The sequence below is a fragment of the Pseudorhodobacter antarcticus genome, from assembly GCF_900110135.1.
Taxonomy (GTDB): Bacteria; Pseudomonadota; Alphaproteobacteria; order Rhodobacterales; family Rhodobacteraceae; genus Pseudorhodobacter; species Pseudorhodobacter antarcticus.
Map to the genome: position 1 here is coordinate 11988 of NZ_FOCO01000017.1, position 15479 is coordinate 27466.

Consider the following 15479-nt stretch of genomic DNA (forward strand, 5'->3'; position numbering starts at 1 on the left):
TTGTTCGTGTCGATTTGGCTGGGATTAGTAGCGGTAATGCTCTGGCTTGAACGGGCCTTCTTGTGGCACGCCAATGTAATCCGCCTGATCTTTGCGCAGCTCTGTCAATTTGACACCGATACGGGCCAAGTGCAGGCGCGCAACTTTTTCATCCAGATGCTTGGGCAGGATATAGACGCCGGGGGCATATTCGTCGCCCTTGGTCCAAAGTTCAATCTGCGCCAAAACTTGGTTGGTAAAGCTGGCCGACATCACGAAGGATGGGTGGCCGGTGGCATTGCCAAGGTTCAACAAACGCCCTTCGGACAGCAAGATCAAGCGGCTGCCGGACGGCATCTCGATCATATCCACCTGTTCTTTGATGTTTGTCCATTTGTGGTTTTTCAGGCTGGCCACTTGGATTTCATTGTCGAAATGGCCGATGTTGCCAACGATGGCCATATCCTTCATGGCGCGCATATGCTCAATCCGGATGACATCTTTGTTGCCCGTGGTGGTGATAAAAATATCGGCGGAACCCACCACATCTTCCAGCAGGACCACTTCAAACCCGTCCATTGCGGCTTGCAGCGCGCAGATTGGATCCACTTCGGTCACTTTCACGCGGGCACCAGCGCCTTGCAGCGATGCAGCGGAGCCTTTGCCAACATCGCCGTAACCGCAGACCACAGCGACTTTGCCAGCCATCATGGTGTCGGTTGCGCGGCGAATACCATCGACCAGCGATTCCTTGCAGCCGTATTTGTTGTCAAATTTCGACTTGGTCACAGAATCGTTCACGTTGATAGCAGGGAAAGGCAGTTGGCCCTTTTTGTGCAGATCATAAAGGCGGTGAACGCCGGTCGTTGTTTCCTCGGACACGCCTTGGATTGCCGCTTTGGTTTTCGCAAACCAACCGGGTGTTTCCTTGATGCGCTTTTGGATTTGTACCTTGATGCATTCTTCTTCCTCAGACTGCGGCACGGACAAAACATCTTCGCCAGCTTCCATCCGTGCGCCCAACAGGACGTAGAGGGTGGCATCGCCGCCATCATCCAAAATCATGTTCGCGCCTTCGGGGAACATGAAGGATTTGTCCAAATAATCCCAATGCTCGGTCAAGGTCTGGCCCTTGATCGCAAACACAGGCGTGCCGCCCGCTGCAATCGCCGCCGCCGCGTGATCTTGGGTGGAGAAAATGTTACAAGACGCCCAGCGCACATCGGCGCCAAGGGCTGTCAGGGTTTCAATCAACACAGCGGTTTGAATGGTCATATGCAAGGAACCGACGATGCGCGCGCCTTTCAGCGGCTTCGCCTCACCAAATTCGGTGCGCAATGCCATCAGGCCCGGCATTTCTGTTTCCGCGATGTTCAATTCCTTGCGCCCAAATTCGGCCAGCGCAATATCCTTGACGACGTAATCTTTCGGCATGTGCCGTTCTCCTTGGCAAGTGATTAATTGTGGGTCAGATAGCATTGTCCCCCCCGTGGGGCAATGATTGGTAGTAAAACGACCAAAGGGGCAGGGTATGAAACAGCCGCGCGCATGGCAAAGGATGCTTTCGGGGCGGCGGTTGGACCTGTTGGACCCCACGCCTGTTGATATTGAAATTGAAGATATTGCGCATGGGTTGGCGTTTGTGGCGCGCTGGAATGGGCAGACGATTGGCGATTGGCCCTATTCGGTCGCCGAACATTCGCTGCTGGTGGAGGCGATTTTTCGCAAAACCAACCCCGGCCAAGCGCCACGTTGGTTGCTGGCAGCACTCCTGCATGATGCACCAGAATATGTGATTGGCGATATGATTAGTCCGGTTAAGGCGGCAGTTGGGCCGGGATATGGCGCGCTGGATGATCGGTTGACGGCGGCCATTCATATTCGCTTTGGCCTGCCAGCGGTGCTGCCCGCCAGCATTAAAACGGCGATCAAGGCGGCGGATAAAGTGTCCGCCTGGTTGGAGGCGGTTCATATCGCCGGGTTCAGCGTGACTGAGGCGGATAAAATCTTTGGTAAACAAAGCGTGCAATTGACCAAAGGGTTGGTGATTGATCTGCGCCCGCCTGCCGTGGTGCGTGCTGCGTTTGTGGCGCGGCACGCTGAATTGATGGGTTTGTTATAACCCGTTCAATCAAATAGCCAAATCATCAACCGATTTGCCCGATGCCAATGCGGCGACAAACCACAATGGTTTGCGGCCACGGCCAGACCATGTTTGCGATGCGTCTTGCGGATTGGCATATTTTGCGACAGCGGGCGCGCGTTTGCGCTGGGCGGTGGCGCCCGACAATTCGGAAAACGAAAAGCCCAATTCGCGGGCTTTTTCTTCCAGAATTACAATAGCTTCTTTCTTTTTGCGGTCTTCAAAACCAGCAATTGCCTTGGCAACGCTGGCTTGTAAATCGCGCAACTCTTTCAATGAAAGATTATGAAGGTTAATGTCCAATTTCAGATCCTTTTGTTTAACGGCAAGGCATTTTATACTCCGCCTTTTCACCGCGTGCAACAAAGGTTTTAAGGCCTGCGCGGGTGTTAGCCGGGCAAGCCTAATGGGTATTAAGGCAATAGCGGTTAACGCGGACTGCGTTTCGCCAAAATACGCTGCAAGGTGCGGCGGTGCATGTTCAAACGGCGCGCGGTTTCCGATACATTGCGTTCGCACATTTCATATACGCGCTGAATGTGTTCCCAGCGCACCCGGTCCGCCGACATTGGATTTTCGGGCGGCGGGGGCAGGGCATCACCGCGTGCCAGCAAGGCGTTTGTCACCTCATTCGCGTCGGTGGGTTTGGACAAATAATCTGTTGCCCCGATTTTAACGGCGGCAACGGCGGTGGCAATGGCGCCATATCCCGTCAACACCACAATCCGGCAATCGGGCCTGCGTTCGCGCAACACCTCTACCACGTCCAAACCGTTGCCATCTTCCAGGCGCAAGTCAACCACGGCATAGGCGGGCGGGCGCGCTTGGGCAATGGCCTTGCCCATGGCCACAGTTTCGGCGGTTTCGGGAATGAACCCGCGTTTTTCCATTGCCCGCGCCAGCCGTTTCACAAAAGGTTCATCGTCATCAACCAAAAGCAGCGAGCGGTCCGGCCCAATTTCAGCGCTTAGATCTTCAGACATTTCCATTCCCTTTTGTCATTCCACGCGGCGCGGGGCAGATGCCCGCAACGCTGCAACCGTTTTCAGCTTGCCCCTACAAAACAGGCCACACGTTCGGCCATTTGGTCCGGCGTTACTTCGCGTTTAAAGAAATCTGCAAAGCCCACGTTAGGTAGCATTAAATATGTGAATGTCGAATGATCGACCAAATAATACTCATCCTCGGCGTCTTGCTTTTTGTAATAGGTTTTATAGGCGAGCGAGGCGGCTTTTACCTGCGCTTCACTGCCTGTCAGCGCGATCATTTTTGGGTGCATGATTTCGGCGTAGTCTGCCATCACCTCAACAGTGTCGCGGGCGGGGTCGATGGAAATGAAAACCGGGGTGGCATCGACGCCCATTTCCTCTAGTATATCAACCGCTTCGGCGTTACGGGTGTTGTCCAGCGGACAAACATCGGGGCAAAACGTATAGCCAAAGTAAATCAGGGTTGGTTTGGTGATCACATCGGCATCCGTAACCGTTGCGCCCAATTGGTTGACCAGCTCGAACGGCCCGCCAATCGCGCCGCCCGCCACTTGGCCACCCCGACACTGCGCGAATTGATCGCCAGATTGGTTGGAATACACCCAATAGGCCGACCCGCCCAAAAGGGCTGCCACGGCTGCCACAGCAACGCCTGCGTAAATCTTGGTCATCAGTGCCCCTATCGGTTTTGGTGCGGGTTGGTCGGTTTGCATTGAAACCTCGCCATCCCCTTCGTATCAATGCAGATAGTCTTTTTGCACAGGCGGGGCAATGCAATGATCACCACAGGCGGCGGGCTGTTTTCCGAAGGGGTGGGACAAAACCGGTTGCGGCTGCACACATTGGTCGTGCTGCGTTGGATGGCGATTGCGGGGCAATTGGCGGCGATCACGGTGGCCTATTTCCATTTGGATCTGCGGCTGCCGTTGGGCCTGTGCTATTTGGTGGTGGGCGCGTCGGTGATTGCCAATTTGGTGTCTTGGTTCATTTTTCCCAAAAACAGGCGGTTGTCCGATGCCGAGGCGATGCTGGTCTTGCTGTTCGATTTGGCGCAGCTGGCGTTTTTGTTGTATTTAACGGGCGGTTTGACCAATCCCTTTGCGCTGTTGATCATCGCACCTGTCATTATTTCGGCATCGGCGCTGCAATCGCGGATTACCGTGCTGCTGGCGTTGATAGCGATCTTGTTCATCAGCCTTGCGGCGCTATTCAACATTCCCCTGCTGTTTGCTGATGGGTCCGTGCTGTCGATTCCACCATTGTTAGAGTTTGGGTTTTGGCAGTCGATCGTGATCGGGATTTTGTTTTTGGGCCTTTATTCCCACCGCGTTGCCACTGAAATTCAATCCATGTCGGATGCGCTGCTGGCCACACAAATGGCCCTTTCGCGCGAACAAAAACTAACCGCGCTGGGCGGTGTGGTGGCGGCGGCGGCACATGAATTGGGCACGCCACTTGCCACGATAAAACTGGTCAGCGCCGAGATGATTGAGGAGTTGGCGGACAACCCCACCCTGCGTGACGATGCGCAATTGATCAAAGATCAAGCGGACCGCTGCCGTGACATCCTGCGATCGATGGGTCGTGCGGGCAAAAATGACCTGCACCTGCTGCGCGCCCCCTTGGCCGAAGTGCTGCGCGAAGCTGCAGAGCCGCATATGGGCCGCGGTAAAAGCGTTATTTTCACGCTGAACCCGATGATTGACCCGGCCACATCCATCCCGCCCCATGTGCAGCGCAAGCCAGAGGTGATCCACGGTTTGCGCAACCTTATCCAAAACGCGGTCGATTTTTCCAAAACCACCGTTTGGGTGGATGCGGAATGGGGGCCAAAGTCGCTTTTGGTGCGGGTGGTGGATGATGGCGACGGCTATGCGCCGCATATTTTGGGACGCATTGGTGATCCGTTTTTAACCCGCCCTGCGCCGCGCCAAGGCGATGTGCGCCCGGAATATGAAGGGATGGGTTTGGGCCTGTTTATCGCCAAAACGCTGCTGGAACGGTCCGGTGCGGACCTGTCCTTTGCCAATGGCGCGCCGCGCCCGCTGGGCCTGTCGGGCCGCCCCGCCCGCAGCGGCGCGATTGTTGAGGTGATTTGGCCTTTGGCCGAAATTCTGGCCACACCATCCGGCAATCTGGGCGAAAACACCCCGATTGAGGGGTAAGGGCAGCAATGCTGTAAAATTAAACGAAAAATTGATTTTATTCTGCGGCTTTAACGCGGCGTTAACCGTTCAGCAGCCAACCTGCCTTAACGGAGCAACAGCGCGGAGGCTGTCATCATGTCGTTCGATCTTTGGCAGGCGGCCGGTTTGGTTGTGACAGGTGTGCTGTCGGCATTTCTCGCTGTGCTGTTTTTGGCCGTTTTGCAACGGAAAATCGGCCGCCGGGGGGACTCGATCTTTTTGGAAACCAGCGGGAATGCTGAATTTCTGTTTGATGGCAAAACCTTGATTGATGCGACACCACCGGGCCGCAGTTTACTGCCCAAGGCGTGTCAAAGCAATGCGGCGGCGTGGCCTTGTTTGATCAGCTATCTGGAACAGCGGTTTCCCGGTGTTGCGTTGCGGTTGGAAACATTGGCCACCGATGGCATCCTGGTGATGAGCAGTGCTGACGATGGCAAGGATGACCCTTTGTTGGTGCGGGCGGAATGGCGCGGCGGCTTGACCCGGATCACCGTGGTGGAATCTGAATCGCCACAATCGGCGCAGGTGTTGGATCCGCTGACCCGCCGCGCCATTCGCGATGAATTGGACCATTTGCGCCGCATTACCGCCAAGGCACCGCTGCCCATTTGGCGCGAATCCGATACGGGCGATGTGGTGTGGGCCAATGCGCGTTACCTCGACATCGCCGCCGAACGGCTGGGGGATGAGGATGATCTGACATGGCCATTGCCCAAGCTGTTCCCGACCATGGACCCGCCCAGCAGCGGGGCGTCGCACCGGAAAAAGCTGGTGGGCAGTGGGGGCGAAACAGACCGTTGGTTCGACCTGTTTGCAGCCCAAGACGGGGATGGCGCCCAAATCTATGCCCTGCCCGCCGATACGGCCGTAAAGGCCGAGGAGGGGCTGCGCGCCTTTATGCAGACTTTGACCAAAACATTCGCGCATCTGTCCACTGGCCTTGCGATTTTTGATCAAGACCGAAAGCTGGTTCTGTTTAACCCGGCACTGTTGGACCTTACCGGGCTTTCCCCCGATCTATTGACCAAATGCCCCAATTTGCCGACGTTTTTTGATGCGCTGCGCTCCAGCTCTATGATTCCCGAACCGCGCGATTACAAAAGCTGGCGCAACCAAATCACAGATATCGAGGAGGCGGCGGCCAATGGCCACTATGAGGAGACGTGGAGCTTGTCGAGCGGTCAAACCTACCGTGTTATCGGGCGGCCACATCCAAATGGCGCGCTTGCCTTGTCGTTCGAAGATATCTCAACCGAAATGTCGCAAACCCGGCGGTACCGCGCCGATCTGGAGTTGGGGCAGGCGGTGATCGACGCGCTGGATCCGGCGATTGCGGTGTTTTCGGCGATGGGTGTGCTGGTGATGTCCAATGCCGCCTATGCCCAATTGTGGGACCATGACCCGGCAATCAGCTTGGGCGCAGAGGGCAGCGTGGCCGCCGTTTGTGACCATTGGCGGCGCGCAACCGCCCCGACCACAATATGGGACCGGGTGGAGGATTTTGCAGCACAAATGAGTGCACGTGACGCATGGGCGGATGAAGTGCGCTTGTTAAACGGTCGCCTTATTGTGTGCCATTTCGCGCCATTGTCTGGCGGGGCCACCATTGCCACGTTTCGGCCCACCGCCTTTGATGAACAATTGGATGATCCCTTGGCTGTGGCATCGTGCAAAATGGTCGGTTGATAGGGCTTCGCCCTTGCGCCGGGCGGTGCTGCGCGTAAAACTGCGTGCATGAATAACGTCGTAGAGCGCAGCCTTTTTTTGCCCGATGATGCAGCGACAGCACGCCTGGGCGCGGCTTTCGCGCAGCTTTTACGCGCGGGCGATACGATTTTGCTGTCGGGTGGCATTGGCGCGGGCAAAACGCATTTCTCGCGCGCCCTGATCCGCGCGCGCCTTGATCGGGCCGAGGATATTCCCTCCCCCACCTTCACCCTTGTCCAGACCTATGATGCAGGCGATGTTGAAATCTGGCACGCCGATCTTTACCGCCTCTCCCACCCGGATGAGGCGTTGGAACTGGGTCTTGATGCCGCGTTTGATGCCGCGATTTGCCTTGTCGAATGGCCAGATAGGCTGGGCAATCTGGCCCCGCCAAACGCCCTGCACTTAACCCTGACGCTGGAGGGCGATGGCCGGCGCGCCACATTTTCCGGCGGTCGCGCCGGGCTGTCGGACCAGTTAAAACAGGCAAATGCACATGGATAGGTCCCGCGCATCGGTGCAATTTCTGGCGCAAATCGGGTGGGGCACTGCGGCGCGCGCGCATTTGGCGGGCGATGCATCCGATCGCCGCTATGATCGTCTGCGCCTTGGCGGGCGGACCGCCGTTTTGATGGACGCCCCCCCCGGAAAAGGCGACGACCCCAAGGATTTCATCAAAATTGGTGCGCATCTGAACGCGCTGGGCCTGTCCGCCCCTCGCATTTTGGCACAGGATTTACAAAACGGTTTCCTGCTGATTGAGGATTTGGGCGATGCCCTTTTTGCCCGCCTCCTTGTCCAAGCCCCCGCGCAGGAAACGGCGCTTTACACCGCCGCTGTCGATGTTTTGCTGCATCTGCAATCGCATCCTGCCCCATCGAACCTGCCCGATATGCAAGCACAGGATTGGGCAACCGCCGCCGCCTTTGCGCTGGAATGGTATCGTTTCGCCATCACGGGCGATACCGACAAAACGACCCACTTTACCAACACCCTAACCGCTGCGCTGCGCACCCATGCCGACGGGCCCCGCGTGCTGATCTTGCGTGATTTTCATGCCGAAAACCTGCTTTGGCTGCCCAATCGGGCGGGCCTTGCAAGGGTTGGGATGCTTGACTTTCAGCTCGGCCAGATGGGCCAGCCCGCTTATGACCTTGTGTCCCTGCTGCAAGACGCCCGCCGCGATGTTTCCCCCGAAACGGAGGCGGCGATGATCCAGCATTTCAGCGCAGGACAGGACGCCGCCCAATGCGCCGCCGCTTATGCGACCATTGGCGCGCAGCGGGCCTTGCGAATTTTAGGCATTTTTACGCGGCTGTGTCTGGTTGCCGGCAAGCCGCAATACACCGCGCTTATCCCCCGCGTTTGGGGTCAGCTTCAGCGCAATCTGGCGCATCCGGCCCTTGGCGATTTGGCCGAAATCTGTGCCAAAATCCTGCCGCCCCCCACCCCTGACGTTTTGGAAAGGATCGCAGCGCAATGCGGAACCAACCCGACGCGGTGATGCTGTTCGCGGCCGGATTTGGCACGCGCATGGGGCATTTGACCGCCGCGATGCCCAAGCCGCTGATCCCAGTTGCGGGAAAAACCCTGCTGGATCACGCGCTGGACCAAACGGCAGGCCTGCGGTCGGTGGTAAATGTGCATTATCTGGGTGATCAAATTGCCAAGCATTTGGAAAACCGCGCCAACACGGCGTTGTCGTGGGAGCGTGACTATATCCTTGAAACCGGGGGCGGTTTGCGCGCGGCCTTGCCATTGTTGGGCGATGGCCCGGTTTTTACGCTGAACACCGATGCGGTTTGGACCGGGCCTAACCCACTAAAAACATTGCGTAATAATTGGTATGGGGTGCGGATGGACGCGCTGTTGCTGCTTGCGCCGCCATCGCAAATCACGGGGTTTGCGGGATCGGGTGATTTTATTTTGGCCCCGGATGGTCGGATTGCGCGGGCCAATGGTGCGCCGGGCCTCGCCTATCTTGGCGCGCAAATCATCCTGCCACGCGGCATTGAATCCATCGCGCAAAAAGCGTTTTCCCTGAATATTTTGTGGGACCAGATGATTGCCGAAGGCCGCGCTTTCGGCGTGATGCACCCCGGCGGCTGGTGTGATGTGGGCCGCCCCGCAGGCATCACGCAGGCCGAATCGCTGCTGGCCGCCGATGTTTGACACCCCCGGCCCCCGCATTTTCGCCCTACCGCCCGGCGCGGATTTCCCGGCGCAATTGGTCACAGGCCTTACCCGACGCATGTCCGAAAAACCGTCGCAAGACATGGCGCGCGTCACCCTTTACGTCAACACCACCCGCATGGCGCGGCGGGTTACAGCCCTGTTCATCGCTCAGGGGGCTGGGTTTTTGCCTCGCATCCGGCTGGTCACCGATCTGCAAGCCGCGCTGCCCACCGCGGCCATCCCTGCCGCCGTATCGCCGCTGCGCCAACGCCTTATCCTTGCGCAGTTGATTGAAGGGTTGTTGAACCAACAGCCCGACCTTGCCCCCCGTTCCGCGCTGTATGACCTTGCCGATAGCCTTGCGACCCTGCTGGATGAAATGCAGGGTGAGGGGGTTTTGCCCGAAAAAATCGCGTCGCTGGACGTTGCCAACCACTCTGCCCACTGGGCGCGCACCCGCGAATTCATGGCGATTGTGGCGCAGCTTTTGGGCCAAATGGGCCAACCCGACAGCCAAACCCGCCAGCGTATGTTGGTCAATGCGATCATCGCTGCGTGGCAGGTCAACCCGCCAACCGACCCGGTGATTGTTGCGGGGTCCACCGGATCGCGCGGGACCACTGCGCTGTTTATGCAGGCCGTGGCGGCGCTGCCCCAAGGGGCGCTGGTGCTGCCGGGCTTTGATTTCGACATGCCGACCCCGGTTTGGAACGGCCTTGCCGATGCCATGACCGCCGAAGACCATCCGCAGTACCGTTTTTTCAAACTGATGCAGATATTTGATATCACCCCTGCCGATGTGCGGGTGTGGGCCGCAGCCCCCGCCCCAAACCCTGTCCGCAACGCCTTGATTTCCCTTTCCCTTCGTCCTGCCCCCGTCACCGACCAATGGTTGACTGAGGGCAAGCTGATGCAAAATCTGCCCACCGCCTGCGCCGATATGACGTTGATCGAGGCGCCGACCCCGCGCGCAGAGGCGATGGCAATCGCCCTTATTTTGCGCAAAGCAGCCGAGGATGGGGTGACCGCCGCCCTAATTTCCCCCGATCGTGGCCTAACGCGGCAGGTCACATCGGCGCTGGACCGTTGGGGCATTTTGCCCGATGACAGCGCGGGCCGCCCTTTGGCCTTGTCCGCGCCGGGCCGCTATTTGCGCCATATCCTTGGCCTATTTTCGGACCGAATGACATCCGAGGCGCTGTTGATTTTGCTGAAACACCCGCTGACCGCCAGCGGGCGTGTGCTAGATGGTAAGGCCGATCGCGGCCATCATTTGCTGTTCACCCGCAACCTTGAACTGAAACTGCGCCGCCGCGGCCCTGCCTTTCCCACGGGCGTCGATTTGGTCGCATGGGCGTGCGCGGAAAAGGATGAAAAGACACTACCTTGGGCGCAGTGGCTGGCCCGTGTTCTGGATAACTTGGTCTCGAACACCGCCCTTTCGTTGGCTGACCACATCACCCGCCACCGCGCCTTGGCAGAGGCGTTGGCGCTTGGTCCCAACCCAGATGCCACCACCAGCGGCCTGTGGGAAAAGGCGGCAGGCATCGAAGCGCTTGCCAAAATGACCGAGCTTGCCGCCGAGGCCGAACACGGCGGCACCATGACCCCCACCGATTATCGCCATTTGTTTGAGGCGTTTTTGAACAAAGGCGAGGTGCGCGAACCCCTGCAATCGCACCCCCGCATCATGGTCTGGGGCACGATTGAGGCGCGGGTGCAGGGCGCGGATTTGGTTATTCTTGGCGGGTTGAACGATGGCATTTGGCCACAATCGCCACCGCCCGACCCGTGGATGAACCGCGCCATGCGGCTGGAGGCGGGTCTGTTGCTGCCCGAACGCCGCATCGGGTTGTCGGCGCATGATTACCAACAGGCGATTGCAGCACCCCAAGTTGTGATCAGCCGCGCCACCCGCAACGCCGATGCCGAAACGGTCGCCTCGCGTTGGGTGAACCGTTTGACAAATCTGCTGGGTGGGTTGCCGAACCAAGGGGGCCAGCAGGCCTTGGCGGAAATGCGCGCTCGCGGTCGCGCATGGCTGGAACTTGCCAGCGCCGCAGAACGCCCCGATCCGCAGGTTCCCACTGCGCGCCGGCCGGCCCCCCGGCCCCCGGTGTCTGCGCGCCCGGCAAAACTGGCGGTTACGGGCATCAAAACCTTGCTGCGCGACCCGTACGCAATTTACGCCCGTCATATTCTGCGCCTGTTCCGCCTCAACCTGCTGCGCCCTTCGCCGGATGCCCTGTTGCGGGGTTCTGTGCTGCATTTGGTCCTTGAAACCTTCACCCGCACGCGGCCCGAAAATGAACAGCGCGACGCTGCCCGCACCCGTCTTTTGGCCATAGCAGAGACTGTTTTGACCGCCGAGGTGCCTTGGCCCGCCGCCCGCGCCCTGTGGTTGTCTCGCCTGCACCGCGCCGCCGATTTCTTTTTGGGGGTGGAGGCAGCACTGGGCGGAACCCCCGTGGTGATCGAGGAGCGTGGCGCGGTGCAACTGACCGGGCTGCCCTTTACCCTGACCGCGATCCCCGACCGCATTGATATGCTGCCCGATGGTCGCGTGCATATTTTTGACTATAAAACTGGCACGCCCCCCAGCAAAGACCAGCAAAAGTTTTTCGACAAACAGCTGGTGCTGGAGGCTGCGATGGCCACGCGCGGCGCATTTTCGGCGCTGCAAGGGCCGCGTGAAGTGGCGGGCGTCACGTATATCGGCCTCGGCTCCACCCCGAAACAAGACAGCAGTACCCCCGATGACACCGTTTTGGGCCAAGTTTGGGAGGAATTGCACCATCTGATCCGCGAATATATGGACCCCGCGCGCGGCTACGTTTCGCGCCGCGCCATGCATGGCGAACGTTTTGCGGGGGATTATGACCACCTCGCGCGGTTTGGCGAATGGGAAATGACCGACGATCCGGTCCCGGAGGATATGACATGATCCGCAACGCCGCATCCGAACGGCAGGTTCAATCCGCCAATCCCCACGCCTCCACCTGGCTTTCGGCCAATGCGGGGTCCGGCAAAACGCGGGTGTTGACCGATCGCGTGGCGCGGATGTTGCTGTCGGGCGTCGATCCGGGCCGGATTTTGTGCCTGACCTATACCAAAGCGGCGGCGTCCGAGATGCAAAATCGCCTGTTCGCGCGTTTGGGCGATTGGGCGATGAAGGAAGACGCGGCGCTGCGCAAAGCGTTGGCCGATCTGGGTGTCGATGACGCGATTGACGCCGCGCGCCTTGCCCGTGCGCGCCAACTGTTTGCCCGCGCCATCGAAACGCCGGGCGGTTTGCGCATTCAAACCATCCATTCCTTCTGCGCCTCCCTACTGCGTCGTTTCCCGTTGGAGGCGCGGGTGTCGCCGCAATTCACCGAAATGGATGACCGCGCCGCAAGCCTGCTGCGCGACGAAATCATTGATGAATTGGCCGATAATGTCGCCCCCGACGTTATTCGCGCGCTGGCTGGTGCCTATACCGGAGAGGATTTTGGCGCGCTGGCGGCGGAGGTTGCGAACCGCCGCAATGATTTTAAGGCCTATCTGTCCGAAGCCGAGTGCCGCGATATGTTCGATGTGCCCACGGGCCAAACCGAAGACAGCCTTTTGGCCGATGTTTTCTTGGGTGGTGAGGCGGAATGGCTGCCGCAAGCGGCCGATATCATCGCCACAGGATCCGCCAATGACGTTAAAGCGGCAGAAAAGCTGCGCGCATTGAACCTTGCCAGCCCAGACCTGCGTCTGCTGTCCGCGATGGAAGGGATTTTTCTGACGGGTGCCGCTGCAAAGATACCATTTTCCGCCAAGTTAGGCACGTTTCCAACCAAACCGACCCAACCCAAACTGGGCCAATTGCTGGATCATTTGGAAAATTTGATGCGCCGCGTGGAAGCCGCCCGCACTGCGCGTATCGCCCTGATCGCCGCCAAACGCACCGCCATTCTGCACCGTTTTGCCGCCGTTTTCCTACCCGTATACAAAGCGCGGAAAGAGGCGCGCGGCTGGCTCGATTTCGACGACCTGATCACCTACGCCAAGGCGCTGCTGACCGATCCTTTGGTCGCGCAATGGGTTTTGTTCCGCCTTGATGGGGGCATCGACCATATTTTGGTGGATGAGGCGCAGGATACCAGCCCCGACCAATGGCGCGTGATCGAACTGCTGGCAGATGAATTCACCTCGGGCCGCGGCGCGCGGGATGAGGCGCGGACGATCTTTGTCGTGGGTGATAAAAAACAATCCATCTACAGCTTTCAAGGGGCTGATGTCGCCGCCTTTGACCAAAAGCGCGACTTGTTCAAGGCCAAGCTGGACCAAGTGGACCTGCCCCTGCAAGAGCTGCAATTGGAACATTCGTTCAGGTCGTCGAACACCATCCTGCGGCTTGTCGACCTAACATTTGATGAACGCCGCCAGCAGGGTTTGGGCGGCGAGGTGAAACACATCGCCTTTTTCCCCGATATGCCGGGGCGTGTCGACCTGTGGCCCGTGATCGAAAAATCGCCAAACCCAAAGCCGGAAAATTGGTACGACCCTGTTGATCTGATCACGGAGGAACATCACGCGGCCAAGCTGGGCCAAAAAGTCGCCGATACCATTCGCGACATTATCAATGCGGGCACGCAAATCCCGATTGAGGGCGGCAAGCAATTTCGGCCCGCGCATGCTGGCGATTTCCTTATCCTCGTGCGCCGCCGTTCCGACATTTTCGGCGCAATTATTCAGGCCTGCAAGGCGGCGGGCCTGCCCATTGCGGGGGCGGACCGTTTGAAACTGGGTGCCGAACTTGCGGTGCGCGACCTTGCCGCCCTTTTGTCTTTCCTTGCCACGCCCGAGGATGATCTGGCCCTTGCTGCCTGCCTGCGCAGTCCGCTGTTTGGCTGGACCGAACAGCAGCTTTATACCCTTGCCCAACCCCGCAAAGGTTTTTTGTGGCGTGCGCTGGAACCGGACCCGGCACATGCCAAAACAGTCTCTATCCTTGCGGATTTGCGCGATCAGGCCGATTTTTTGCGCCCTTACGATTTGATCGAACGCATGCTGACCCGCCACGATGGTCGCCGCAAACTGCTGGGCCGTTTGGGGGCCGAGGCTGAGGATGGGATTGATGAACTCCTCTCTCAAGCGCTGGCCTATGAGCGGAACGATGTCCCCTCCCTAACCGGATTTTTGGGCTGGTTAGAGACGGATGACGTGGAGGTGAAGCGCCAGATGGACAGTGCGGGCCAGCGTATTCGCGTGATGACCGTGCATGGTGCCAAAGGGCTGGAGGCGCCGATTGTCATCCTGCCCGACACCGCCCAGTATCGCGCCCGCGAACGAAATGAGCTGTTTATCCTGCCCCAAGGCCCGGTGTGGAAAACGCAAAGCGCCGAAAGCCCAGAGGCGATTACAACCGCCCGCGCCGCCCGCAAGGCCCGCGACACGGCGGAATCCATGCGCTTGCTTTATGTCGCGATGACCCGCGCGCAAAGCTGGCTGATCGTGGCGGCGGCAGGTGCGATTGGGGCCGATGCAGGCGATGATGACGCCGAACAGGTGGTCTGGTACCGCCTGATCCAAGAGGCGATGGGCCATATCGGGGCCACCGCGCGCGTTGATGGTGGGCTAACATTTGCCGAAGGGGTTTGGCCGCCCAACGCCCCCCACGCGCCACAGGTTCGGGCCGAAACCTTGGTCCTTCCCGCGTGGATTAACGCGGCGGCAAAGGTTGAAAGCCGTGCCAATCAGCCCTTGAACCCCTCCAACCTTGGCGGGGCAAAGGCGCTGCCCGGCGATTATACCCTTGATGATGACAACCGCGCAGCGATGGACCGGGGCACGCGTATTCACCTGTTGTTGGAATATTTGCCCGACCATCCGGCCAGCGATTGGCCCCAAATCGCTGCTGCCCTGCTGCCCAATGCCCCCGACCGCGCCGCCCTGCTGGATGAGGTCGCGACCACCATCACCCAGCATCCCGACCTGTTCACGCCAGATGCGCTGACCGAGGCACCGGTGACCGGCACGCTGAACCGCCAGCCCATGGTCGGCAGTATTGACCGCTTGCTGGTGACCCCCACCCGCGTGCTGGCGGTGGATTTCAAATCCAACCTTTTGGTGCCCGAAACTGTTGAAACTGTGCCCGATGGTTTGCTGCGCCAAATGGCCGCTTATCACGCCGCCTTGACGCAGATTTACCCTGATCGTGCCGTGGATGTCGCCTTGTTGTGGACCCGCAGCGCGCAACTTATGCTGCTGCCGCCCGACATGCTGCGGTCTGCCCTTGCGCGCGCCACATCACCTTGACGTTCCGCC

General features: G+C 59.1%; 12 protein-coding genes. 8 read left to right on the forward strand and 4 right to left on the reverse strand.

Going from position 1 to position 15479, the window contains the following annotated elements; all coding sequences use genetic code 11:
- Positions 1-24 precede the first annotated feature (24 nt).
- Entirely contained in the window at positions 25-1413 is a 1389-nt protein-coding gene (ahcY, locus tag BMY36_RS10100) for an adenosylhomocysteinase (RefSeq protein ID WP_050518868.1), read from the reverse strand.
- 97 nt (positions 1414-1510) lie between these two features.
- On the opposite strand from ahcY, the gene BMY36_RS10105 reads away from it, so the two are divergent.
- On the forward strand, positions 1511-2101 hold the full coding sequence (locus tag BMY36_RS10105) for an HD domain-containing protein (protein WP_050518869.1): 591 nt from the start codon (positions 1511-1513) through the stop codon (positions 2099-2101).
- Positions 2102-2110: 9 nt separating this feature from the next.
- Here the strand turns inward: BMY36_RS10105 and BMY36_RS10110 are convergent, their stop codons facing one another.
- The 3 genes from BMY36_RS10110 to BMY36_RS10120 all read right to left on the reverse strand — a co-directional run bounded on the left by BMY36_RS10110 (position 2111) and on the right by BMY36_RS10120 (position 3782).
- Positions 2111-2425, reverse strand: a complete 315-nt coding sequence (locus BMY36_RS10110) for an H-NS histone family protein (RefSeq protein ID WP_050518870.1) — start codon at positions 2423-2425, stop codon at positions 2111-2113.
- 125 nt (positions 2426-2550) lie between these two features.
- Positions 2551-3105 carry an ActR/PrrA/RegA family redox response regulator transcription factor gene (locus BMY36_RS10115; protein WP_050518925.1) on the reverse strand — a complete coding sequence of 185 codons (555 nt, stop codon included), beginning with the start codon at positions 3103-3105 and terminating at the stop codon, positions 2551-2553.
- A gap of 62 nt (positions 3106-3167) precedes the next feature.
- Positions 3168-3782 (reverse strand): SCO family protein, encoded by a 615-nt coding sequence (locus BMY36_RS10120; protein WP_050518871.1) that lies wholly within the window; start codon positions 3780-3782, stop codon positions 3168-3170.
- Between the two features lie 105 nt (positions 3783-3887).
- Between BMY36_RS10120 and regB the strand changes: the two genes are divergently transcribed.
- From regB to addA, 7 genes are all read left to right on the forward strand, one after another.
- Positions 3888-5276: a sensor histidine kinase RegB gene (gene regB / locus BMY36_RS10125; RefSeq protein ID WP_050518872.1), complete on the forward strand. Its 1389-nt coding sequence runs from the start codon at positions 3888-3890 to the stop codon at positions 5274-5276.
- A gap of 117 nt (positions 5277-5393) precedes the next feature.
- Positions 5394-6986, forward strand: coding sequence for a PAS-domain containing protein (locus BMY36_RS10130; RefSeq protein WP_050518873.1), 1593 nt, complete (start codon positions 5394-5396; stop codon positions 6984-6986).
- 48 nt (positions 6987-7034) lie between these two features.
- Positions 7035-7511, forward strand: a complete 477-nt coding sequence (gene tsaE, locus BMY36_RS10135) for a tRNA (adenosine(37)-N6)-threonylcarbamoyltransferase complex ATPase subunit type 1 TsaE (RefSeq protein WP_050518874.1) — start codon at positions 7035-7037, stop codon at positions 7509-7511.
- The gene (locus BMY36_RS10140) at positions 7504-8511 is read left to right on the forward strand and encodes an aminoglycoside phosphotransferase family protein (RefSeq protein WP_082224776.1); all 1008 of its coding nucleotides are present in this window, start codon (positions 7504-7506) and stop codon (positions 8509-8511) included. The genes tsaE and BMY36_RS10140 overlap by 8 nt, the downstream gene beginning before the upstream one ends.
- Positions 8487-9179 (forward strand): nucleotidyltransferase family protein, encoded by a 693-nt coding sequence (locus BMY36_RS10145; RefSeq protein ID WP_050518876.1) that lies wholly within the window; start codon positions 8487-8489, stop codon positions 9177-9179. Before BMY36_RS10140 ends, BMY36_RS10145 begins: the two co-directional genes overlap by 25 nt.
- Complete coding sequence (addB, locus tag BMY36_RS10150; protein ID WP_050518877.1) at positions 9172-12126, forward strand: double-strand break repair protein AddB; 2955 nt, start codon at positions 9172-9174, stop codon at positions 12124-12126. The genes BMY36_RS10145 and addB overlap by 8 nt, the downstream gene beginning before the upstream one ends.
- Positions 12123-15470: a double-strand break repair helicase AddA gene (gene addA, locus BMY36_RS10155; protein ID WP_050518878.1), complete on the forward strand. Its 3348-nt coding sequence runs from the start codon at positions 12123-12125 to the stop codon at positions 15468-15470. The genes addB and addA overlap by 4 nt, the downstream gene beginning before the upstream one ends.
- Positions 15471-15479 lie beyond the last annotated feature (9 nt).